The 22,198-nt window shown below is 72.3% G+C and carries 21 protein-coding genes; 17 read left to right on the top strand and 4 right to left on the bottom strand.

Going from position 1 to position 22,198, the window contains the following annotated elements; genetic code table 11:
* Positions 1-15: 15 nt before the first annotated feature.
* The 9 genes from ABZ078_RS16185 (at position 16) to ABZ078_RS16145 (ending at position 9,227) form a co-directional block, all read left to right on the top strand.
* A complete protein-coding gene (locus ABZ078_RS16185; RefSeq protein ID WP_356575684.1) occupies positions 16-1,383 on the top strand; it encodes a cytochrome P450 in 1,368 nt (455 codons plus the stop codon).
* Positions 1,380-3,029: an OB-fold domain-containing protein gene (locus ABZ078_RS16180; RefSeq protein ID WP_356575682.1), complete on the top strand. Its 1,650-nt coding sequence runs from the start codon at positions 1,380-1,382 to the stop codon at positions 3,027-3,029. Before ABZ078_RS16185 ends, ABZ078_RS16180 begins: the two co-directional genes overlap by 4 nt.
* A complete protein-coding gene (locus ABZ078_RS16175; RefSeq protein WP_356575680.1) occupies positions 3,026-3,940 on the top strand; it encodes an alpha/beta fold hydrolase in 915 nt (304 codons plus the stop codon). The genes ABZ078_RS16180 and ABZ078_RS16175 overlap by 4 nt, the downstream gene beginning before the upstream one ends.
* The gene (locus ABZ078_RS16170; protein ID WP_356575678.1) at positions 3,933-4,433 is read left to right on the top strand and encodes a DoxX family protein; all 501 of its coding nucleotides are present in this window, start codon (positions 3,933-3,935) and stop codon (positions 4,431-4,433) included. Before ABZ078_RS16175 ends, ABZ078_RS16170 begins: the two co-directional genes overlap by 8 nt.
* A gap of 13 nt (positions 4,434-4,446) precedes the next feature.
* Entirely contained in the window at positions 4,447-5,271 is an 825-nt protein-coding gene (locus tag ABZ078_RS16165; protein WP_356575676.1) for an NAD(P)-dependent oxidoreductase, read from the top strand.
* A 95-nt stretch (positions 5,272-5,366) separates the two neighbouring features.
* The gene (locus ABZ078_RS16160; RefSeq protein ID WP_356575674.1) at positions 5,367-5,963 is read left to right on the top strand and encodes a TetR/AcrR family transcriptional regulator; all 597 of its coding nucleotides are present in this window, start codon (positions 5,367-5,369) and stop codon (positions 5,961-5,963) included.
* 390 nt (positions 5,964-6,353) lie between these two features.
* The gene (locus ABZ078_RS16155; protein ID WP_356575672.1) at positions 6,354-7,631 is read left to right on the top strand and encodes an aromatic ring-hydroxylating dioxygenase subunit alpha; all 1,278 of its coding nucleotides are present in this window, start codon (positions 6,354-6,356) and stop codon (positions 7,629-7,631) included.
* Positions 7,632-7,647: 16 nt separating this feature from the next.
* A complete protein-coding gene (locus tag ABZ078_RS16150) occupies positions 7,648-7,977 on the top strand; it encodes a hypothetical protein (protein ID WP_356575671.1) in 330 nt (109 codons plus the stop codon).
* Positions 7,977-9,227: an amidohydrolase family protein gene (locus tag ABZ078_RS16145; RefSeq protein ID WP_356575669.1), complete on the top strand. Its 1,251-nt coding sequence runs from the start codon at positions 7,977-7,979 to the stop codon at positions 9,225-9,227. The genes ABZ078_RS16150 and ABZ078_RS16145 overlap by 1 nt, the downstream gene beginning before the upstream one ends.
* Positions 9,228-9,303: 76 nt before the next feature.
* Here ABZ078_RS16145 and ABZ078_RS16140 read toward each other — a convergent pair whose 3' ends face one another.
* The 3 genes from ABZ078_RS16140 to ABZ078_RS16130 are packed head-to-tail and all read right to left on the bottom strand — an operon-like array spanning position 9,304 to position 11,745.
* Positions 9,304-10,038 carry an alpha/beta hydrolase fold domain-containing protein gene (locus ABZ078_RS16140; RefSeq protein ID WP_356575667.1) on the bottom strand — a complete coding sequence of 245 codons (735 nt, stop codon included), beginning with the start codon at positions 10,036-10,038 and terminating at the stop codon, positions 9,304-9,306.
* Positions 10,028-10,747, bottom strand: a complete 720-nt coding sequence (locus tag ABZ078_RS16135) for an enoyl-CoA hydratase/isomerase family protein (protein ID WP_356575665.1) — start codon at positions 10,745-10,747, stop codon at positions 10,028-10,030. Before ABZ078_RS16135 ends, ABZ078_RS16140 begins: the two co-directional genes overlap by 11 nt.
* 14 nt (positions 10,748-10,761) lie before the next feature.
* The gene (locus ABZ078_RS16130) at positions 10,762-11,745 is read right to left on the bottom strand and encodes a ferredoxin--NADP reductase (protein ID WP_356575663.1); all 984 of its coding nucleotides are present in this window, start codon (positions 11,743-11,745) and stop codon (positions 10,762-10,764) included.
* A 65-nt stretch (positions 11,746-11,810) separates the two neighbouring features.
* Here ABZ078_RS16130 and ABZ078_RS16125 point away from each other — a divergent pair, with 65 nt between their 5' ends.
* The 8 genes from ABZ078_RS16125 to ABZ078_RS16090 are packed head-to-tail and all read left to right on the top strand — an operon-like array spanning position 11,811 to position 20,231.
* Positions 11,811-13,373: an AMP-binding protein gene (locus tag ABZ078_RS16125; RefSeq protein ID WP_356575661.1), complete on the top strand. Its 1,563-nt coding sequence runs from the start codon at positions 11,811-11,813 to the stop codon at positions 13,371-13,373.
* A 35-nt stretch (positions 13,374-13,408) separates the two neighbouring features.
* The gene (locus ABZ078_RS16120; RefSeq protein WP_356575659.1) at positions 13,409-14,587 is read left to right on the top strand and encodes an amidohydrolase family protein; all 1,179 of its coding nucleotides are present in this window, start codon (positions 13,409-13,411) and stop codon (positions 14,585-14,587) included.
* Complete coding sequence (locus tag ABZ078_RS16115) at positions 14,584-16,017, top strand: FadD3 family acyl-CoA ligase (protein WP_356575657.1); 1,434 nt, start codon at positions 14,584-14,586, stop codon at positions 16,015-16,017. The genes ABZ078_RS16120 and ABZ078_RS16115 overlap by 4 nt, the downstream gene beginning before the upstream one ends.
* Positions 16,014-17,591 carry a methylmalonyl-CoA mutase family protein gene (locus ABZ078_RS16110; RefSeq protein WP_356575655.1) on the top strand — a complete coding sequence of 526 codons (1,578 nt, stop codon included), beginning with the start codon at positions 16,014-16,016 and terminating at the stop codon, positions 17,589-17,591. Before ABZ078_RS16115 ends, ABZ078_RS16110 begins: the two co-directional genes overlap by 4 nt.
* On the top strand, positions 17,591-17,992 hold the full coding sequence (locus ABZ078_RS16105; protein ID WP_356575653.1) for a cobalamin B12-binding domain-containing protein: 402 nt from the start codon (positions 17,591-17,593) through the stop codon (positions 17,990-17,992). The genes ABZ078_RS16110 and ABZ078_RS16105 overlap by 1 nt, the downstream gene beginning before the upstream one ends.
* Before the next feature lies 1 nt (position 17,993).
* Positions 17,994-18,950: a TIGR03564 family F420-dependent LLM class oxidoreductase gene (locus ABZ078_RS16100; protein WP_356575652.1), complete on the top strand. Its 957-nt coding sequence runs from the start codon at positions 17,994-17,996 to the stop codon at positions 18,948-18,950.
* Positions 18,947-19,990, top strand: a complete 1,044-nt coding sequence (locus ABZ078_RS16095) for a CoA transferase (protein ID WP_356575650.1) — start codon at positions 18,947-18,949, stop codon at positions 19,988-19,990. The genes ABZ078_RS16100 and ABZ078_RS16095 overlap by 4 nt, the downstream gene beginning before the upstream one ends.
* A gap of 34 nt (positions 19,991-20,024) precedes the next feature.
* A complete protein-coding gene (locus ABZ078_RS16090; RefSeq protein ID WP_356575648.1) occupies positions 20,025-20,231 on the top strand; it encodes a hypothetical protein in 207 nt (68 codons plus the stop codon).
* Between the two features lie 82 nt (positions 20,232-20,313).
* On the opposite strand, the gene ABZ078_RS16085 is transcribed toward ABZ078_RS16090, so the two are convergent.
* Positions 20,314-22,188: a hypothetical protein gene (locus ABZ078_RS16085; protein WP_356575647.1), complete on the bottom strand. Its 1,875-nt coding sequence runs from the start codon at positions 22,186-22,188 to the stop codon at positions 20,314-20,316.
* Between the last annotated feature and the right edge of the window lie 10 nt (positions 22,189-22,198).

Below are 22,198 nucleotides of genomic sequence, written 5' to 3'. Positions count from 1 at the left end.
GAGAGGAAGGCAACCATGACCACACCGGACAGCACGGACGACGGGGCCCGCAAGCAGCCCCGCGTCCACTTCGACCGACACGCCCCCGAGTACCGGCACCGGTTCGAGGAGCAGACCCGCGAGTTCCACGCGGGCTGCCCGCTCGCCTGGACCGACACCTACGGCGGGCACTGGGTGGCCGCCGGCAACCGCGAACTGCTCGCCTTCGCCCGGGCCGGCGACAAACTCTCCAACGACCACGACGTGCACGGCGAGCGCCGCGGCTACCAGGGCATCAGCATCCCCGCGCCGCCCCGCGGCAAGGGCCTGCGCGGCGGCTTCCTGGAGATGGACCCGCCCGAGCAGCGCGCCTACCGCACCGCCCTCAACCCCTACCTCTCCCCGGCGGCCGTCAAGCGGTGGATCCCGTTCATCGACGAGGTCGCCCGCGCCTGCCTCGACGAGCGGATCGAGAGCGGCCGGATCGACTTCGTCGACGACCTCGCCAACATCGTCCCGGCCGTCCTCACCCTCGCCATGATGGGCATCCCGCTGAAGAAGTGGGAGCTGTACAACGAGCCCGCCCACGCGGGCGTCTACACCCCGCCGAACTCACCGGAGATGGCCCGCGTGGTGGAGGCGCACATGGCGATGCTCCAGGACATCGCCGCCACCCTCCAGGACGTCCGCGCCCATCCGCGTCCCGGCCTCGTGGACGCCCTCGTCCGCATGGAGATCGACGGAGCAACCCCGCCCGAGGCCGACCTGGTCGGTGCCCTCGCGCTGCTCATCGGCGGCGGCTTCGACACCACCACGGCGCTCACCGCGCACTCCCTGGAGTGGCTCTCCGAGCACCCCGAGGAGCGCGAGCGCATCAGCCGCGAGCGCGACAGCCTGCTCGACCCGGCCACCGAGGAGTTCCTGCGCTACTTCACGCCGGCGCCCGGGGACGGCCGTACCGTCGCGGAGGACTGCGAGATCGCCGGCGTCGAGTTCAAGGAGGGCGACCGGGTGTGGCTGTCCTGGGCCATGGCCAACCGCGACCCGTCCGTCTTCCCCGACCCCGACCGCGTCGATCTCACCCGCGGCGGCAACCGGCACACCGCCTTCGGTCTCGGCATCCACCGCTGCATCGGCTCCAACGTGGCCCGCACGGTCTTCAAGCGGATGCTCGTCCAAGTCCTCGACCGCATCCCGGACTTCGTCTGCGATCCCGAGGGCACCGTCCACTACGAGACCATCGGCGTCATCCAGGGCATGCGCCACCTGCCGGCCGGCTTCACCCCCGGCCGCCGCCTGGGGCCGGGACTGGAGGAGACCCTCGTGACGCTTCAGGAAGCCTGCGACGAACAGGGCCTGGCCGCCCCCGTCACCGTCCGCAAGGCGGAGGCGAAGATCCGTTGAGCAGTACGCCGGCAGCCGTCCGTCCGCAGCCGCGGACCACCCAGGAGACCGAGTTCTTCTGGACGTCCGGCCGCGACGGACGGCTCCGCTTCCAGGCCTGCGCGAGCTGCCGCGCACTGATCCACCCGCCCCGGCCGGTCTGCCGCCACTGCCGGGGGCACGACACGCAGATCCGTGAGGTGTCCGGCCGGGCCACCCTGATCGGCTTCACCGTCAACCACCGCTTCCCGTTCCCCGGCCTGCCCACCCCCTTCGTCGTCGCCCAGGTGGCGATCGAGGAGGACCCCAGGGTGCGGCTGACGACGAACGCCGTCGGCTGCGCGCCGGAGGACCTGAGGCTCGGCATGCGCATGGAGGCGGTGTTCGAGCAGGCGGGCGAGGCATGGCTGCCACTGTTCCGCCCGTGCGCCGAACAACCGCCCGCGGCCCCGCTTCCCGCGGACGAGCCCGTGCGGACGACCACGGCCGCCCCCTCGCGCAGGTTCGAGGAGCGAGCGGTCATCACCGGCGCCGGAGCCTCCCGCATCGGCCGCCGCCTCATGGTCCCGCCCCTCGAACTCACCGTCGAGGCCTGCGAGAAGGCAGTCGCCGACGCCGGACTCACCCTCGACGACATCGACGGCCTGTCCACCTACCCGGGCGGCGGCGCGTACGGCGGTTTCGCCGAGGGCGGGGTGACCGCGCTGGAATCGGCGCTCGGCATCCGCCCGGTCTGGCACAACGGCGCGGCGGAGACCTTCGGACCCGGCGGCTCGGTGATCGCCGCGATGCTCGCCGTCGCGGGCGGCCTGGCCCGGCACGTGCTGTGCTTCCGTACGGTCTGGGAGGCGACGTACGCCGAACTCGTACGGCAGGGAAAGATCCCTATGCCGCGGCCCGCGGGCCCCGACGGCTGGTTCAAGCCGTTCGGCGCCGTCTCACCCGCGATCATGCTGGCGATGAACGCCCAGCGGCACATGCACCGCTACGGCACCACCCGCGAGACCCTCGGCCGGATCGCCCTCAACCAGCGCGCGAACGCCGCCCTCCACCCGGACGCGGTCTACCGGGACCCGCTCACCCTGGACGACTACCTCGCGGCGCGCACCGTCACCACCCCCTTCGGCCTGTACGACTGCGACGTGCCGTGCGACGCCTCGGTGGCCGTCGTCGTCTCCGCCGCCGAGACGGCCCCCGACCTGCCGAAGCGGCCGGTGCGCGTCGAGGCCGTCGGTACGCGCGTCGTGGAGCGCCCGGAGTGGGACCAGGCATCCCTCACCCACGAACCGCAGGTCCTCGGCCAGGCCGCCCACCTGTGGACCCGCACCGATCTGCGCCCCGGCGACGTGGACGTGGCGCTGCTCTACGACGGCTTCACCTTCAACTGCCTGTCCTGGATCGAGGCGCTCGGCTTCTGCGGCATCGGCGAGGCCCGCGACTTCCTGGACGGCGGCAAGAACATCGCCCGCGACGGGACACTGCCGCTCAACCCGCACGGCGGTCAGCTCTCGCACGGCCGCACCCACGGCATGGGCCTGCTGCACGAGGCCGTGCTCCAGCTGCGCGGCGAGGCCGGAGCACGCCAGGTGGCCGGCGCGCGCACCGCGGTGGTCTCCAGCGGCGGGCTCACCCCCAGCGGCGTACTCCTGCTCAGGACGGACGAATGACCTCTCTGGAACCCGAACTCGACGCCGCGGTACGCCGGCAGGAGGCCGACGTACGCGGCATCCCCGCCTCCGCCCTGCTCGCCGAGGCGTCCCGCCCGCAGGCCGTGATCGTCGCCCTGCACGGCGGCGCCACCACCTCCGCCTACTTCGACCACCCGGGCCACCCGAGGCTGTCCCTCCTGCGTACCGCCGCCGCGGCGGGCTTCACCGTCCTCGCCCTGGACCGCCCCGGCTACGGCGGTTCGGCCGGGTACGAGGACCGGTTGCGCACGCCCGAGCAGCGCACCGACTTCGCGTACGAGGCCGTCGAAGCGCTGCTCGACGGGCGCGAGCGCGGTGTCGGCACGTTCCTGTGGGCCCACTCGGCGGGCTGCGAGCTGACCGTGCGGATGGCGAGCGACCCGCGCGGTGCGCGACTGCTGGGCGTGGAGCTGGCCGGGATGGGCCGCGTCCACCACCCGAACGCGCTGCACGCGATGGAGGAGTGGCGGCGCGATCCCGCCCGCCCCCGGCCGAGCCTGCGCCGGACCCTGTGGGACCCGCCGCACGCCTACCCGCCCGACGTGCACGGCGGTCGGCGGATCGGCGCCGCCTCGCCCGCGTACGAGGGGAGCCGGGAGGGCTGGCAGGAGGAGTTCGCCCGGCTCGCGGCGCGCGTCCCGGTGCCGGTGCACATCACCCTGGGCGAGTACGAGCAGGTGTGGGCGAACGGCCCGGACGGACTGGCCGACGTCGCGTCGATGTTCACCGGTTCGCCCCGTGTGGTGCTGCACGAGCAGGCGGGCGGCGGCCACAACACCAGCGTGGGCCGCACCGCCCTCGCCTACCACCTGCACGTGCTGGCCTTCGTCGAGGAGTGCGCGCTCGGCGTGCGGGCCCTGCCCACCGAGAAGGGCGGCCAGGATGGGTGAAGCGGCGGACGCCGGCCTGCTGGCCGTACGGCTCGTGCTCGGCGCGGTCATGGCGGCGCACGGCTGGAACCACTGGCGCGGCGGTGGCGGCATCACCGGCACCGCGGGCTGGTTCGCGGGCCTCGGCCTGACCCGGCCGCGGCTGCAGGCATGGCTGAGCGTGCTGACCGAACTCGGTGCGGGCGCCCTGCTCGTGGCCGGGCTGTTCACTCCGCTGGCCTGCGCCGCCGTCCTCTCGGTGATGCTGGTCGCCGGACTGCTCGCGCACCGCCCCAACGGCTTCTTCGTGTTCAGGGAGGGCTACGAGTACGTCCTCGTCCTGGGCGTGCTCGCGCTGGCGCTCGGCGCCTGGGGGCCAGGGAGGTACGCGCTGGACACGGCCGCGGACATCGCGGTGACCGGATGGGCGGGCGCCGGTGTGGTGCTCGGCGTGGGGGCGGTGGCGACGGCCGGACTGCTCGCCGCGTTCTGGCGCCCGCGGAGGACGACCTGAGGAGGCGGTCCGCGTGCGCGTGGGCTTCATCGGACTGGGCAGCCAAGGCGCACCCATGGCGCGGCGGATCGTCGAGGCGGGCTTCGACACCACCCTGTGGGCCCGGCGGCGTGCCTCACTCGCCCCGTTCGCCGGCACCGCCGCCAAGGCGGCCGGCTCGCCGGCCGAACTGGCCGCCGCCTGCGACGTGGTGTGCCTGTGCGTGGTCGACGACGCCGACGTCGAACAGGTCGCGTACGGACGGGACGGCGTCCTGGCCGGTCTGCGCCGGGGCGGTGTGGTCGTGGTGCACTCCACCGTCCACCCCGACACCTGCCGCCGTCTCGAGGAGCACGCCCGCGTCAAGCGGGTCCCGGTGCTCGACGCGCCGGTCAGCGGGGGAGGGCGAGCCGCCGAACAGGGGTCCCTGCTCGTCATGGTGGGCGGCGACCCCCAGGTCTTCGCCTACTGCCGCCCGGTGTTCGCCGCCTACGGCGACCCGGTCGTCCACCTCGGCGCCACCGGCGCCGGGCAGACCGCCAAACTCCTCAACAACGTCCTGTTCACCGCCCAGTTGGGGCTCGCCGCCGACGCCCTCGCGCTGGGTGCGGCACTCGGCCTGGACCGGGCCGGACTGGGCCGGATCCTGCCGCGCGGCAGCGCGCACAGCTTCGCGCTGGAGCGGGTCGCCGACGCCGGCGGCACCCTGGACCGCATCGCCGCCCACGCGGGCGGACTGCTGGCCAAGGACGTACGGCTGCTGGCGGGGATCGCGGAGAGCGCCGACGCGGCGGGCGTCCGGGACCCGGGGCCGGTCCGGAAGGCCGCCCGCGCCACCCTGGACGCCATGGGGCTGTGACCTCTCGGCGGGAAATCCGTACGCCCCCCTCGCCCTGCCCCGGCGGCCGTACGTACTGTGTGCGGGCACCTGTCCAACGGCGGAAGGGGCGCGACGTGGCGTCGGCACGGCGTGAGGAGATCCTTCAGGCGGCGCTCGACGTCTTCGCCGAGCGTGGTTTCCGGGGCACCTCGATCGACGCGGTAGCGGAGCGCGCCGGTCTCACCCGGCAGGGCGTGCTGCACTACTTCCCCAGCAAGAAGCAGTTGCTGCTGGAGGTCCTGAACTACCGCGAACAGCTCAACCGGGAGCATCTGGCCGGTCGGAAGGCCGGCGAGGACTGGGCCGGAGACTTCGCCGAAGCCGTCGCCTTCGAGCAGGACCATCCCTCACTCGCCACGGTGTACAGCGTGGTCGTGGCCGAGGCGGTCACCGGCCAGGAACCGGCCGCCGGATACGTCAGGGACCGCTGCCGGTCCCTTCAGGAGCACCTCACCGGGCTCCTGACCGAGCGCTACGGGGAGCGGCTGCCGAGCGGCCTGAGCCCGCGGACCGCGGCGACAGCCGTCCTCGCCCTCATCGAGGGTCTCCACCCGATGTGGCTCGTGGACCAGGACGCGGGCCGCTATCCGGAGGTCGTACGGGACGCGCTGTCCGCGCTGCTGGGCACGGACCGCACCCCCGAGGCTCACCTGCCCTCGACGAAGGGGTAGATCCGGGTGAAGTCCGCGCCCGGCTCCTCGGTGGAGAAGGCCTCCCACACCGCCTCCGTGACCGCGGCGACCGCCGCCGCGCCGCCGCCACGCCCACCGTCGAGGTGTCCACGACGTGCGTCACCCGCCGCCCGCGGGCGCCCGCCAGCTCCCGCACCACCTGCCCGCACACCGTCCCGTCGGGCAGGCTGAGCACCACGACGTCCGCGGCCCGCGCCACGTCCCGCGGACCCGGTGCCCAACGGGCACCCAGCGGTGTACGGACCGGCGGCGTCGTACGCCACCCCGCGCCCTGCGTGACGCTCGTTGTGCACTTTGCGGAAATGCTGTTCTCCTCAATTGAGACCACTGTTATCGTGGGTGGTGTCAAACGACCGGAGGTTCCGATCCATGGCGCACTTCCCGAAGCCGCCCGAGGGCAGTTGGACCGAGCACTTCAAGATCGACACGGAGCCGGTCTCCTACGCGGACTCCATCTCGCCGGACTTCTACGAGCTCGAACGAGACGCCATCTTCCGCCGGACCTGGCTGAATGTCGGGCGCGTCGAGCAACTGCCCAGGAAGGGCAGCTACTTCACCAAGGAGCTGGACGCGGCCCGCGCCTCGGTCGTCGTCGTCCGCGGGACCGACGGCGAGGTGCGCGCCTTCCACAACGTGTGCCGGCACCGCGGCAACAAGCTCGTGTGGGACGACTACCCGCGCGAGGAGACCAAGGGCACCTGCCGCGCCTTCACCTGCAAGTACCACGCCTGGCGCTACGACCTGGAGGGCAAGCTCACCTTCGTCCAGCAGGAGTCGGAGTTCTTCGGCGTCGACAAGTCGAAGTACGGGCTGCTCCCGGTGCAGACCGAGGTGTGGGAGGGGTTCGTCTTCGTCAACCTCGACCCGGACAACACCACCCCGCTGCGCGACTACCTCGGCCGGTTCGCGCAGGGCATCGAGGGCTACCCCTTCCACAAGCTGACCCGGGTGCACAAGTACCGCGCCGTGATCGGCAGCAACTGGAAGCTGTTCATCGACGCGTTCGCCGAGTTCTACCACGCCCCGATCCTGCACTCGGGCCAGTACGTGGCCGAAGAGGCCGCCAAGATCAAGAAGTACGGCTACGAGGCGCTGGCGTACGACGTCGACGGCCCGCACAGCATGGTCTCGTCCTGGGGCGGCATCGCTCCGCCGAAGGAGCGGGCCATGGTCAAACCGATCGAACGAGCCCTGCGCAGCGGCCTGTTCGGCCCCTGGGAGGCCCCCGACATCGGCCTGACCACCGAGGAGCTGCCGCCCGCGATCAACCCCACGCGCAGCAGCGTCTGGGGCATGGACACCTTCGTCTTCTTCCCCAACTTCATGCTGCTGATCTGGCGGCCGAACTGGGTGCTGACGTACCACTACTGGCCGACGTCGTACAACACCCACATCTTCGAGGGCACCGCGTACTTCGTGCCGCCGGAGAACGCCTTCCAGCGTCTCCAGCAGGAACTCGCGGTGGTCTCGTTCAAGGAGTACGGCCTGCAGGACGGCAACACCCTGGAGGCCACCCAGACCATGCTCGAAACGCGCACGCTGGACGAGTTCCCGCTCTGCGACCAGGAGGTCCTGCTGCGCCATCTGCACCAGACCGCACGGCAGTACGTGGCCGATCACACGCAGCAGCCGACCACCGCGTCCTGACAGGGAGGTCTCCGACATGGCCAACGTGTTTCCCGCCGAGTTCGCCGCGCTCGAACCGTTCGCGGACTGGGCGCTCCAGGGCGAGCGGGCCCGCTACGCCAAGCGCGTCGCCTCCACCATGGAGGAGTTGCAGGCGTTCTACGACGTGGCGTTCCCGCTGCTGGAGAAGGGCACCGCGTATCTGGAGAAGGTCAGCCTCGACGACATCGGCGACGAGGACAAGCACCTGCTGTGGGCGTTCTGCGCGCTGGTGACCGTCGCCTTCCCGGTGGAGGCATGGGGCCAGCCGCGCGTGCCCGACAGCGGCCCCTCCAGCATCGACGCCGTCGTCGAACCGGCCGTGTGATGGGGGCGCATCCCCCGACACTGCTGCGCGCGGCGCGGCTGCTCGACATCGACAAGGGCGAACTCGTCGAACCCGCCGAGGTGTTGGTGGAAGGCGAGCACATCGCCGAGGTGGGCCGGCCCGCCCGGCTCCCCGAGGGCACGGTCGTGCGCGACCTCGGGGACGTCACCCTGCTGCCGGGCCTGATGGACATGGAGGTCAACCTCTTCCTCGGCGGCCCCGACCACCGCAGCCCGCTGATCCCGGTCCAGGAGGACCCCGCCGTACGCACCCTGCGCGCGGCCGCCAACGCGCGGCGCACGCTCCGGCGCGGCTACACGACCGTACGCAACCTCGGCCTGTTCGTGCAGACCGGGGGAGTGCTGCTGGACGTCGCCCTGAAGAAGGCGATCGACCTCGGGTGGGTCGAGGGGCCGCGGGTGGTGCCCGCCGGGCACGCGATCGCGCCGACCGGCGGACACCTCGACCCGACCATGTTCCAGGCGCTCGCCCCCGGGGTGCTGCCCCTCACCGTGGAGGAGGGCATCGCCAACGGCGTGCCGGAGGTGCGCAAGGCGGTCCGGTACCAGATCAAGTACGGGGCCCGGGTCATCAAGGTGTGCGCCTCCAACGGGGTCATGTCGCACACCGGCCCGGCGGGCGCGCAGCAGTACTCCGACGAGGAGCTGCGGGCCGTCGTCGACGAGGCGCACCGGGCGGGGGTGAAGGTCGCCGCGCACTGCATGGGGGACTCGGCGATCCGGGCCGCCGTGGAGGCCGGCATCGACTGCATCGAGCACGGCTTCCTCGCGAGCGACGCGACCCTCGACCTGATGGTGGAGCGCGGCACCTTCCTGGTCGCCACCACGTATCTGACCGAGGGCATGAACACGCGGCACGCCGACCCCGCCCTGAAGGCCAAGGCCGCCGACGTCTTCCCGCGCGCCCGCGAGTCCACGTCCCGGGCGATCCGGCGCGGCGTCAAGGTCGCCCTCGGCACCGACGCCCCCGCCATCCCGCACGGCAAGGGGGCCCTGGAACTGCTCGCCCTCGTCGACCGGGGCATGCGGCCGCTCCAGGCGCTGCGCGCCGCGACCACCGTCGCCGCCGAGCTGATCGACGCCGACGACCGGGGCCGGCTGCGGGCCGGGCTGCTCGCGGACATCATCGCCGTGCCCGGTGATCCGCTCGCGGACCTGTCGGTCACCGAGCGGGTGTGCTTCGTGATGAAGGGCGGGCAGGTGTACCGGGACGACACCTCTGGATCCTGATGCGTGACGGGATCCTGATACGCCGACGCCCCCCGACCGGGGGGCGTCCGCTGTTCGTGAGGGCGGGCAGGGGAGGTCATCCCCGAGGGGACCCCGCCAGCTCGCTCGGGCACCAGGCGCGCAGGAACTCCGCCATCGCCGCCAACTGCCTGAGCCCCTGAGCCGACGCGTCCTCGTAGATCCGCGCGTCCACCGCCACGCCCGAGTGCGCCGCCCGCGTCGCGAAGGACAGCGTGTCGTCCAGCAGTACCTCCGTACCGGCCGCGTGGAGCTGGAGCGGAGGCAGACCGTGCAGGTTGCCGTGCAGCGGGCTGAGCAGCGGGTGACCGCGTGAGACGGTTCCCGCGTACGCCGCCGCCCGGATCCGCAGGGTCTCGGCGTCCACCGTGCGGTCGGCGGCCGCGTTGAGCAGCAGGCTCGGCGCGTCCAGCGTGAAGTCCAGCACCGGTGAGCACAGCACCGCGCAGGAGGGCGGTGCCGCGTCCTCGTCGCGCAGGCGCAGCAGCAGGCCGGCGGCCAGGGCACCGCCGAGGCGCTTGCCGGCCACGGCCACCGGGCCCCGGCCGTGGCAGTGCTCCCAGGCGGCGTACACGTCGTCGAGCGCCTCGGGGAAGCGCGGGCGGTAACGGGCGCAGACGACCGCGTGCCCGGTGAGCCGGGTCAGTTCGCGGGCGGTCGGCAGGACGTCCTGCGGGGTGCCCGCGAGCCGCGGGTCTCCGTGCAGGTACAGCACCGTCTGCTCCACGGCGCCGTCGTCCGGGAGGACCTCCGGCCCGAACGGGCCTTCCTCGACGCGTACTTCACTTGCCACGGGACATCACCTTCTCCGCCGCCTGCCAGTGGTCCTCGGACACCCACAGCCGGGCGAAGGCCGCGGCGGCCTCGCGGGGCGCGCGGGTCCCGGTGGTGAGGTGCTTGATCTCGCGGGCCTGCGCGGTGGCGAGGCCGCGGGCCACCTCGCGCCAGCCGTCCCGGAACCCGGCGCGGGGCAGCACCAGGTCCACCAGACCCACCCGCTCGGCCTCCCGGGCGTCGAGCACCCGGCCGGTGCCGGCCAGCAGCAGCGCCCGCCCGGGCCCCACCAGCCGGGCCAGCCGCTCGGCCCCGCCCCAGGCGGGCACGATGGCCAGCTTCGTCTGGTTGAAGCCGATACGGATGTCCTCGGCGGCGACGCGGATGTCCGCGGCGACCGCGACCTCCGCCCCGCCGCCCAGCGCGTGCCCGTTGAGCGCGGCCAGTACCGGGCCGGGGAAGGCGGCGATCCGGTCGCACAGCGCCCGCATCCGCAGCGCCATGTCGGACGCCTCCCGCTCGGTCCGCAGCCGCGCCAGCTCCTTGAGGTCCCCGCCGGAGACGAACGCCTTCTCGCCCGCCCCGGTCAGGGCCAGCGCCGTCGCGCCCTCGGCGGCGTCCAGGGCCTTCTCCAGCTCGCCCATGGTCGCCGGGTCGATGGCGTTGCGGGCGTGCGGGCGGTCGATGGTGACGACGGCCAGGCCGTCCTGAAGCTCCAGCTCAACCATGTACGGGCCCTTCGTCAGTCGTCGTACACCACGGTCACGTCGGGTGTGGTGGGCTCGGCCTGGCAGGTGAGCACCCAGCCCTCGGTGACCTCGTCGGGTTCGAGCGCGTTGTTCACCCGCATCTTGGCCTCGCCGTTCGTCAGCCGTGCCATGCACGTGGCGCAGTCCCCGGACTCGCAGGAGAAGGGCGGGGTGAAGCCGGCCCGGCGGGCGCTCTGCAGCAGCGTCTCGCCCGAGCGCTGCGGCACGGTACGGCGATCGCCGCGCAGCTCGACGGTGACGGTGCCTGCGGCGGGTGCGGCGGGTGCCTCCTCGGGCGGCGCCGGCGTGAACCGCTCGACGAGGATCTGTTCCGGTGCCACCCCGTGTGCGACCAGCGTGTTCTCCACCAGTGCCATGAACGGCTCAGGGCCGCAGACGTAGAAGTCCGCCTGCGCGTCGGCGAGGGCCCGTATCTCGTCCGCGGTGACCAGTCCGTCCCGGTCGTCGAGGTGATGGCGTACGTCGAGCCGGCCGGGATGGCGTGCGGCGAGCGCGTCCAGCGCCTCGCGGAAGATGGCCGAGCTCGCGCTCTGATGTGCTGTCAGCAGCCGGACGGTGCGCGACGTCGTCGCCAGAGTGCTCTTGACCAGCGAGAACACTGGCGTGATCCCGCTTCCTCCGGCGTACGCCACCAGTGGCCGGTCCGCCGCGTCCGCACGCAGGCAGAAGGAACCGCTCGGCCGGGTGGCCTGGAGGGTGTCGCCCGGCCGCAGCCGATCGTGCATCCAGCCGGAGACCAGCCCGCCCGGCACCCGCTTCACCGTCACGCACACCTCGCTGTCGGTGTCGGGCGAGGACGACATCGAGTAGCTGCGCAGCGTCCCGGACACCTTGAAGGTCAGGAACTGCCCGGCCCGATAGGGGAACCGCACGTCGAGGGCGAAGGTGCGCGTGTCCGGCGTCTCGTCGACGATCCGAATGATCCGTACCGGATGGAAGCCGTGGTCCCGTGCCATGCATGGAACTTACCTTCTCTCTATGGGAGAGTGCAATTCTCCAACGGCGGGGAGGAGCCTCCGACATGTCGACCATTCCCCCCGGAGCCCTGCGGCCGCTTCCGCCCGAACTGGCCGCGCGCTACGAGGCCGAGGGCTGGTGGACCCGCGAGACCCTCGGCGAGATGCTGGCGAACGGGCTGAGCAGGGCGGGAGGCGTGGAGTTCCGCGTGCACTCCGAGGTGCGGCCCTGGTCGGGGACCTTCGCCGAGGTGGAGCGGGTGGCGCGGCGGCTGGCCGCCGGCCTCCGGGCGCGCGGGGTCGGGCCCGGTGACGTGGTGGTCATGCAACTGCCCAACTGGATGGAGGCGGCCGCCGTGTTCTGGGCCTCGGCCTTCCTCGGCGCCGTCGTCGTCCCGGTCGTCCACTTCTACGGGCCCAAAGAGGTCCGCTACATCCTCCGGGCCGCACGCCCCAAGACGTTCTTCGCCGCCGAGCGCTTCGGCCGGACGGAGTTCCAGGCCGACCTGTGTGCCGACGTGCCCGTCGTCGGCGTCGTCGGCCGCGACTTCGACGCGCTGCTCGCCGACGAGCCGATGCCCGGCGTGCTCCCGGCCGACCCCGCGGCGCCCGCCCTGATCGCCTTCACCTCCGGCACCACCCGCGACCCCAAGGGCGTGGTGCACAGCCACCAGACCCTCGGCTACGAGACCCGCCAGCTGGCGGCGAGCTATCCGCCGGACCGGGGACGGCAGTTCACCGTCGCGCCGATCGGCCACTTCATCGGCATGGTGAACGCCTTCCTCATCCCGGTGCTCGACGGCTCCCCGGTCAACCTCGGCGACACCTGGAACCCCGCCCGGGCCCTCGCGCTCATGCGCTCCGAGGGCCTGACCGTGGGCGGCGGGGCGACCTACTACATGACGAGCCTGCTCGACCACCCCGACTGCACGCCCGAGCACATGGCGCACCTGAAGTACGCCGGCCTGGGCGGCGCGGCCGTGCCCTCCGCCGTGACGACACGGCTGGAGTCCCTCGGCATCACCGTCTTCCGCGCCTACGGTTCCACCGAGCACCCCTCGGTCACCTGCACCCCCTACGACGGCCCCGCCGCCAAGCGCCTGCACACCGACGGACTCCCGCTGCCCGGCGTCGAGGTGAGACTCGCCGAGGACGGTGAGATCCTCACCCGCGGCCCCGACCTGTGCCTCGGGTACACCGACCCGGACCTCACCGCGGCCGTCTTCGACGCCGACGGCTGGTACCGCACCGGCGACATCGGCGCCCTGGACGCCGACGGCTGGCTGACCATCACCGACCGCAAGGCCGACGTCATCATCCGCGGCGGCGAGAACATCAGTGCCCTGGAGGTGGAGGAGGTCCTGCTCTCCCTGCCCGGAGTGGCGGAGGCGGCCGTGGTCGGCGTGCCGGACCCGCGCCTGGGCGAGCGCGCCGCGGCCGTACTGCGCATGCTGCCCGGCTGGACCGTCCCGGTCCTGGCGGAGATGCGGCTGCACCTCGAACGGGCGGGACTGGCCCGGCAGAAATGGCCGGAGCAGGTGCACGCGGTCGACGACTTCCCGCGCACCCCGAGCGGCAAGGTCAAGAAGTTCGTCCTCCGCGGTCGCATTGCCACTCCCTCCAACTGAGAATACGATTCTCCCAATCGGTGAAGGAGGATCTCATGCCCTCTCGCGCACTCGCGTATCCGCTGTTCGACGCGGACAACCACCTCTACGAGACCCAGGAAGCGCTCACCAGATACCTCCCGAAGGAGTACGACGGGGCCATCGAGTACGTGAACGTCCGCGGCCGTACCAAGATCGCGATCCGCGGGCAGATCAGCGAGTACATCCCGAACCCGACCTTCGACGTGGTGGCCCGCCCCGGCGCCATGGAGGAGTACTTCAAGGTCGGCAACCCCAACGGCAAGACCCGCCGGGAGATCTTCGGCGAACCGATGCGCTCCGTCCCCGCCTTCCGCGAACCGGCCCCGCGCCTTGCGCTGATGGACGAACTCGGCATCCAGCGCAGCCTGATGTTCCCGACGCTGGCGAGCCTCATCGAGGAGCGCATGAAGGACGACCCGGAGCTGATCCACGCGGTCATCCACGCCCTCAACGAGTGGCTGCACGAGACCTGGGGCTTCGCCTACAAGGACCGCATCTTCACCGTCCCCGTCATCACCCTGCCGATCGTCGAGAAGGCGATCGAGGAGCTGAACCGGGTCGTGGAGCGCGGAGCGCGGGCCATTCTGGTCCGCCCCGCGCCCGTGCCCGGTTTCGGCGGCACCCGCTCCTTCGCCCTGCCGGAGTTCGACCCGTTCTGGAAGCGGGTCGTCGAGACCGGCGTCCTGGTCGCCTTCCACTCCTCCGACAGCGGCTACGCGAACTACGCCAACGACTGGGAGGGCAACAGGCGCGAGTTCCTGCCGTTCAAGCCGAACGCGTTCCGGCAGGTCAACGAGTGGCGGCCGATCGAGGACGCGGTGTCCTCGCTGATCTGCCACGGCGCGCTGTCCCGCTTCCCCGAGCTGAAGGTCGCCGTCATCGAGAACGGCGCCTCCTGGGTGGAGCCGGTGCTGAACCGGCTCGCCGACGTGTACAAGAAGATGCCGCACGAGTTCCAGGAGGACCCGGTCCAGGTCTTCAAGCGGAACATCCACATCAGCCCGTTCTGGGAGGAGGACATGGCCCAGCTCGGCGACATGATCGGCATCGAGCGCGTCCTGTTCGGCTCCGACTACCCGCACCCCGAGGGCCTCGCCGACCCCATCACCTACGTCGACCACCTCGTGAAGCTCAGCGAGGAGGACAAGGCCAAGGTCATGGGCGGCAACCTGGCCCGGCTGATCGACGCATGACCGGCGCCCGGACCATCCCCGAGCTGGTGCGGAGCGCCGCCGACCGGTTCGGGGACGCGGAGGCCGTGGTCGACGGCGACCTGCGGCTGACCTTCGCCGACCTGGCCGACCGGGTCCGGCGGACCGCGGGGGCGTTCGCCGCGGCGGGCGTCGGGCCGGGCGACCGGGTCGCGGTGTGGGCGCCCAACTCGGCCGAGTGGATCGTCGCCGCGTTCGGGCTGCTCACGGCGGGCGGCGTGCTCGTTCCGGTGAACACGCGGTTCCGTGACGAGGAGGCGCACGACATCGTCGTACGCAGTGGCGCGAAGGCGCTCTGCGTCCAGAACGGCTTCCTGGACCGGGAGTTCACCGGCCCGCCCGGCGTGCCCGTCATCGACCTCAAGAAGGACGGGTTCCTCGCCTCGGGCGAGCCGCTGGAGCGGAAGGCCGGCGAGGACGACCTGGCCGACATCATCTTCACGTCCGGCACGACGGGCCGCCCCAAGGGCGTGATGACCACCCACGGCCAGACTCTGCGCCTGTACGCCGAGTGGTGCGAGCTCGCGGGGCTCCGGCAGGGCGACCGGTATCTGATCGTCAACCCGTTCTTCCACATCTTCGGCTACAAGGCCGGACTCGTCGCCTCGCTGATCCGCGGCGCGGCGGTGCTTCCCGTCGCCGTCTTCGACGTGGACCGGGTCCTGGAACTGGTGGAGCGGGAACGCGTGACGGTCCTGCCCGGCCCGCCGACCCTCTACCACGCGCTGCTGGAGGCGGGCGGCGGCCGGGACCTGTCCTCCCTGCGGGTCGCGGTGACCGGCGCGGCCGACATCCAGGTCGAGCTGGTCCGCCGCATCACCACCGAACTGCCCTTCAGCCACCTCATGACGGGCTACGGCCTCACCGAGGCCGGCACCGTCACCGCCTCCCGCCCGGACGACCCGTACGAGGCCGTCGCCACCACCGTCGGCCGGCCCTGCGAGGGCTTCGAGGTGAGCGTCGCCGACGACAAGGAGGTGCTGGTGCGCGGCTACTCCGTCATGCGCGGCTATCTCGACGATCAGAAGGCCACCGCGGAAGCCATCGACGAGGACGGCTGGCTGCGCACCGGCGACCTGGGGGAACTGGACGACGAAGGGCGGTTGAGGATCGTCGGACGCAAGAAGGACATGTTCATCGTCGGCGGCTTCAACGCCTACCCAGCCGAGATCGAGGGCTTCCTGCTCAAGCACCCGGCTGTCGCCCAGGCCGCCGTGATCGGAGTGGCCGACGCGCGGATGGGACAGGTCGGCAAGGCGTACGTCGTCCCGCGCGGCCGGGTCACGGAGGCGGAGCTGATCGCCTGGGCGAAGGAGCGGATGGCCGGGTTCAAGGTGCCCCGGTACGTCGAGTTCCGCTCCGAGCTGCCGCTGAACGCCACCGGCAAGGTGATGAAGGACCAACTGTCATGACCGACGACGCCCGCACCGCCTCCGGAATCCCCCTCAAGCCGGTCTACGGCCCGCCCGACCGCCGCACCGAACCGCCCGCCCCCGGCACCTTCCCCTTCACACGCGGCAACTACCCCACCGGTTACCGGGGCCGCACCTGGACCCTGCGCCAGTACTCCGGCTTCGGCACCCCCGAGGAGTCCAACCGCCGCTACCGCTACCTCCTCGACCAGGGCGGCACCGGCCTGTCGGTGGCGCTGGACCTGCCCACCCAGTGCGGGTACGACTCCGACGACCCGGAGTACGCCGACGAGGTCGGCCGCGTCGGCGTCGCGCTCGACACCCTCGCCGACGCCGAGATCCTCTTCGACACGATCCCGCTGGACCGGATCAGCACCAGCTTCACCATCAACGGCACGGCGGCGATCCTGCTCGCCTTCTACGTCGCCGCCGCCGAGAGACGCGGCATCCCGCGCGCCAAGCTCACCGGCACCATCCAGAACGACATCCTCAAGGAGTACGCCTCGCGCGGCACCTGGATCTGGCCGCCCGAGCCGTCGCTGCGGCTCATCGCGGACACCATCGAGTTCTGCGCGGCCGAGGTGCCCCGCTTCAACGCGATCTCCGTCGCCGGGGCGCACTTCCGGGACGCGGGCGCCAACGCCGTACAGGAGATGGCGTTCACGCTCGCCGACGGGGTGACGTACTGCGAGACCGTCCTCGAACGCGGCCGGATGACCATCGACGAGTTCGCCCCGCAGATCTCCTTCTTCTTCTACACGCACGGCGATTTCTTCGAGGAGGTCGCCAAGTACCGTGCGGGCCGCAGGCGTTGGGCCACCCTCGTGCGCGAACGCTTCGGCGCGCGGACCGACCGGGCGTGCATGTTCCGCTTCGGGTGCGTGGCCGGCGGGGCCTCGCTGTACGCGCCGCAGGCCCGCAACAACACCGTGCGCGTGGCCTACGAGGCGCTCGCGTCCGTGCTGGGCGGGGTGCAGTCGATGTTCACCGCCGCCTGGGACGAGCCGTTCGCGCTGCCCAGCGAGGAGTCCGCCACCCTCGCCCTGCGCACCCAGCAGATCCTCGCGCACGAGACGGGCGTGGCCCGGGTCGCCGACCCGCTGGGCGGCTCCTACTTCGTGGAGGCGCTCACCGACGCCACCGAGGAACGCATCGTGGAGATCATGGCCGACCTGGAGGCGCACGGCGGCATGGTCCGCTGCATCGAGGACGGCTATCTGCAGGGGCTCATCGCCGACGAGGCGTGGCGGCTGCACCAGGAGACCGACTCCGGTGAGCGGCCGGTCGTCGGCGTCAACCGGTTCACCGCCGACGAGCCCCCGCCCGGCCTCGCCACCTACGAACTCGATGCGGAGGGCCGCGAACGGCAGCTCAAGCGGCTCGCGCGGGTCAAGGCCGAGCGCGGCGCCGCCGCTGTCCGCGCCCGCCTCGCCGACCTGCGACGCGCCGCCGAAGGAGACACCAACCTGATGGAGCCCCTCATCGCCTGCGCCAACGCCTACTGCACGGTCGGCGAGACGGCCGGCGCCCTGCGCGAGGTGTGGGGCGAGTTCCGGCAGCCGGTGGTGTTCTGATGACCGCGCCGGTCCGCGTACTCGTCGCCAAGCCCGGGCTCGACGGGCACGACCGGGGCGCCAAACTGGTAGCCCGCGGACTGCGGGACGCCGGGTTCGAGGTCGTCTTCACCGGCATCCGGCGGCGCGTGGACGACATCGCCGCCACCGCCGTCCAGGAGGACGTGGCCCTGGTCGGCCTGTCCATCCTCTCCGGCGCGCATCTGGCCCTCACCCGCCGGACACTCCAGGCCCTGCGCGCCGCCGGCGCCGACGACATCCCCGTCGTCGTCGGCGGCACCATCCCGGCCGGCGACGTGGCACGGCTGCGCGAGGCCGGAGCCGCCGCCGTGTTCCCGACGGGTACACCGCTGGACGCCATCGTCGCGGACATCCGCGCCCTGACCGCCCTGGAGGAATGACATGCGAGTCGGAGTGATGAGCGGCCCCGAACGGGGCGATGCCGCGCACAAGGCGACACGCATGGCCGACGACGCCCGGTGGGCCGAGGAGGCCGGGTTCGACACGGTGTGGGTGCCGCAGGTACCCACGGACTTCGACGCCCTGACCGCCGTCACCCTGATGGGCCGGGCCACCTCCCGCATCGAGCTGGGCACCGCGGTCGTCCCCGTGCACGCCCAGCACCCGATCGCGCTCGCCCGCCAGGCCATGTCCGCGCACGCGGCGGCGGACGGGCGGCTCGCGCTCGGCGTCGGCGCCTCCCACCACTGGATCGTGCGCGACATGCTCGGCATCCCGTACGAGAAACCCGCCGCGTACAGCCGCGCCTACCTGGACGTGCTCAACAAGGCGCTGAGCGGGGCGAGTTCGGTGGACGTGGAGAACGACGTCTTCCGCGTCCACAACCCGCTCACCCTGACCCCGGTCTCCCCGCTGCCCGTCCTGCTGGCCGCCCTCGGCCCGGTGATGCTGCGGATCGCCGGGGAGCTGACGGGCGGGACCGTGCTGTGGATGGCGGACGAGCGGTCGGTGGCCGAGCACGTCGTGCCGACGATCACCAAGGCGGCGCAGGCGGCCGGCCGTCCGGCACCCCGGATCGTCGCGGGCATCCCGGTGTGCCTGTGCGCCCCGCACGAGGTGGACGCGGCCCGCGAACGCGCCAACCGCATCCTCGGCGAGGCCGAGGTCTCCCCCAACTACCAGCGCCTGCTGGAGTACGGCGACGCACGCGACGTCGGCGACCTGTGCGCGGCCGGCGACGAGGCGGCCATCGCGGCCCGCTTCAAGCGGTTCGCGGACGCGGGCGTCACCGACCTGTCCGTCCGCCTGCTGCCGATCGGCACCGGACGCGACGAACTCGTCGCCTCCAAGCTGCGCACCCGGGACGCGGTCGCGGCGATCGCCGCGGAATTCCGGTGACCGGGCCGGGCCCCCTCGCGGGGCTGCGTGTGCTGGAGGTCGGCCACATCCTGGCCGGGCCGTACGCCACGATGCTGCTCGCCGACCTCGGCGCGCGGGTCACCAAGGTGGAGCCGCCCGGCGGCGACCTCTCCCGCCAGGTCTCCGACGCCTACTTCGCCAGCCTCAACCGGGGCAAGCGCTCGGTCCGCCTCGACCTGTCCGCCCCGGCCGGACAGGACCGCCTGCACGAGCTGGTGCGGGACGCGGACGCCCTCCTGGTCAACCTCAAACCGTCCGCCATCCACCGCTTCGGCCTCACCTACGAGGCGCTGAAGCCGTGGAACGAACGCCTGGTGTGCGTGGCCCTCACCGGCTGGGGCATGGCCGCCGGCGACGAGCCCGCCTTCGACTACGTCGTCCAGGCCGCCACCGGCGTCGCCGCCCTCACCGGCCACCCCGACGGCCCGCCCCTGCTGCCCGGCTACTCCTCGGCCGACAACTCGGCGGGCCTCGCCGCCGCCCTCGGTCTGCTCGCGCAGGTGTTCTCCGGGCGCGGCGGACAGATCGAGGTCTCGCTGCGGGACGTGATGCTCTCCCAGCTCAACTACCACGCCGCCACCTGGCTCAACGACGGCAGGGCCCCACGCCGGCTCGGCGGCGCGCACGCCTACTACGTCCCCGCCCAGCTGTTCCCCACCGCCGACGGCCACCTGGCCCTGTTCATCACCCACGACGGCTTCTGGCGCTCCTTCGCCGCCGAGGCCGGCATCGAGGGCCACGCCACGATGGCCGAGCGCGCGGCTCACCGCGACGAGGTCGTCGCGGCCGTGACGGAGGCGCTCGCCGCGGACACGGCGACCGGCTGGGAGGCCCGCCTGCGCCCGCTGCGGGTGCCCGCGGCGGCCGTACGCACCCTGCCCGAGGCCCTCGCCGAGGCGCCCGACGCGGTGGTGGAGGCGGGCGGTCACCGACTGGTCGGCAGCCCGTTCCGTGTCACCGGGCACGAGCCGGCGTACGGGCCGCCGCCGCGCCTCGGGGAGCACGGCGACATGACCTGAACGGTCTTCCCTCATCCGCCTGAACAGGACGGCGATGCGCGGAACGTGGTCGAGACGTCGTTTCGCCCGGAACGCGGCGGCGGGCACCGCGGTCGTGCTCGGAGCGTCGTCGCACGCGAGCACGAGCGCGTCGGCCGCCCCGCCGCGGCGCGCGGACCCGCCGTACGACCGCCCGGTGATCGACAGCGAGAAGGACCTGACCACGCCGGTGCCGCATCACGTCGTGTCGGGCCATTTCTAGGGCATCGACAAGAGGTTCACCTTCGTTCTCGTCCTGCAGGGGCTATGTGTACGGCGGCACCGGAGGCTCCTACCAGACCAGCTCAGGTCCCGTTCGCCGGCTGGGTGTACGTCCGTCCGCCGACCGTGGTGGTGAGCGTGCCGGTCGCCTGGAAGACCGTCTCCCAGAGGTCGATCGTCAGATGGAAACCGTCGGCACCGGTCTTCTTGGTGGCCAGGACTTTCCCGCTCCGCGTGGTCCGCGTCAGGTCCGAGTACCAGTCGACGGTGTTCAGGGTGGTGCTGCTGACGGTGCGCGTGACGCGCTCAGAGCCGTTGAGGAAGGTCCTGCCGTCGTCCGAGTACCGCTGGTAGCGCACCGACACCGTCTTCACGGCGGTCTTCGCGTCGTCCCACACGATGTCCACCGTCGCGCTGCCGGACGCCCTCCCGCGCAGGGAGTAGGTGCCCTGTGCGGGGTACGGCCGCTGCGGAGCCGGGTCGCCCGCGGTGTACGGCGTGCCCCACGGCACCTCGTCGGACACCGGCTTCACCGGGCGCGTGCGCACCGGCTTCCGGTCCACCAGGTCCGCGACCATCAGCCGGGTGCGCCGCCCGCCCGGCTCCGTGGACTGCGGGCACGGCAGCGGGTTGGCGCCGCCGCAGGAAGGCGCGGAGACCAGCCGCTGCCAGTACGTGATGGCCGTACCGTCCGGCGACCAGCGCGGGTCGGCGCCCGCGTTCCAGTTCGGGTCGCCGATCCCGCCCGGCGAGGTGTCGCCCGCGTTCAGCTGCTGGCCCTGGTAGGAGCCGCGGTCGCCGTACCGGTCGATCAGGTACGGCTGGAAGAAGCGGCGTTGCCCGTTGTTGCGCACGGAGGAGACCGCGGACGTGGTCACCAGGTCGGTGATCGGCGGGATGCCGGTCATGCCGGAGACGAACATCGACCGGTCGGAGCCGCGGGTGTCGAGCGCCACGATCCACCGGTCGTCCGGCGAGGAGTCCACCGGATCCGTGTACTCGGGGTGGGCCGTCATCCGGCGGACCTGACCGGTGGTGAGATCGGCGGCGAACAGATCCATGTTGGACGACTCGGCCGGATGCCCGACGTAGATGACCTCCTTGCCGTCCTTGGTGAAGCCGCGCAGCTCGCCGACGGACGGCACCGAGGAGTCGTACACGAGCTTCGACGGGTTGCCGGGATCGGCATGCACCGGCTGCTCGGTCACGGAGGGGTCGAAGAGGAGGGTGACCTTCTCCAGGTCGTAGCGGGGAGTCCGCGGAGTGCCCGTCGCCGGGGCGGGGTTGAAGCGCAGGCGGGCGAAGTAGCCGTACTGGTCGAGGCGTCCGGCCGTGACCGAGGTGCTGTTGAAGCCGATGTGCACCTGGTCGGGGTGGAGGCGCAGTTCGCGGAGCGGGCCGCCCGGGCCCGAACCGTCCGTCTTCGTGTTCCAGCGGATCGGGTAGATGTGGACGCGGGCCGGAGTGCAGGCGGCCGAGGCGAGCTTGTACGGGCCGCAGTCGAGGATGTTCGACCCGTACAGGACGCGCCTGCCGTCCGCGAAGGGCTGCGGGTAGCTCGTGTACGGGTTTATGCCCTGCTTGTTGGCGGCGGGCGTGCCACAGGTCAGGCACTTCCACGCGTCACCGTTCGGGAAGCGGGTCCCGTCCGTGCGGACCAGGACCAGCTGTTGGCCGCTGTAGACGCTCGCCGGGTCGGGCGCGGCCGGGGCACCGGCGAAGGTCACGAGCGCGGTGACCGTACGGCCGTCCGGGAGGTAGCCGCCGCCCTGGAGGGCGTCCGCCCAGTCGGCGGAGATGCAGCCCGTGTGGTTCGGGTTCACCGCCGGGGTACAGGAACCTGCCTTCTCCGAGGGCGCGGTCGGGGGAAGCGGCAGGTGCCGTACCCGGATCCGCTCGGCGGCCGGCGCAGGGGGGTCCGTCGAGGCGGCCTGCGCGGGCCGCAGGAAGGTGCTCACCGACAACAGG

The sequence above is a fragment of the Streptomyces sp. NPDC006385 genome (assembly GCF_040612485.1).
GTDB lineage: Bacteria > Actinomycetota > Actinomycetes > Streptomycetales > Streptomycetaceae > Streptomyces.
This window is presented reverse-complemented; position numbering and strand designations above follow the sequence as displayed.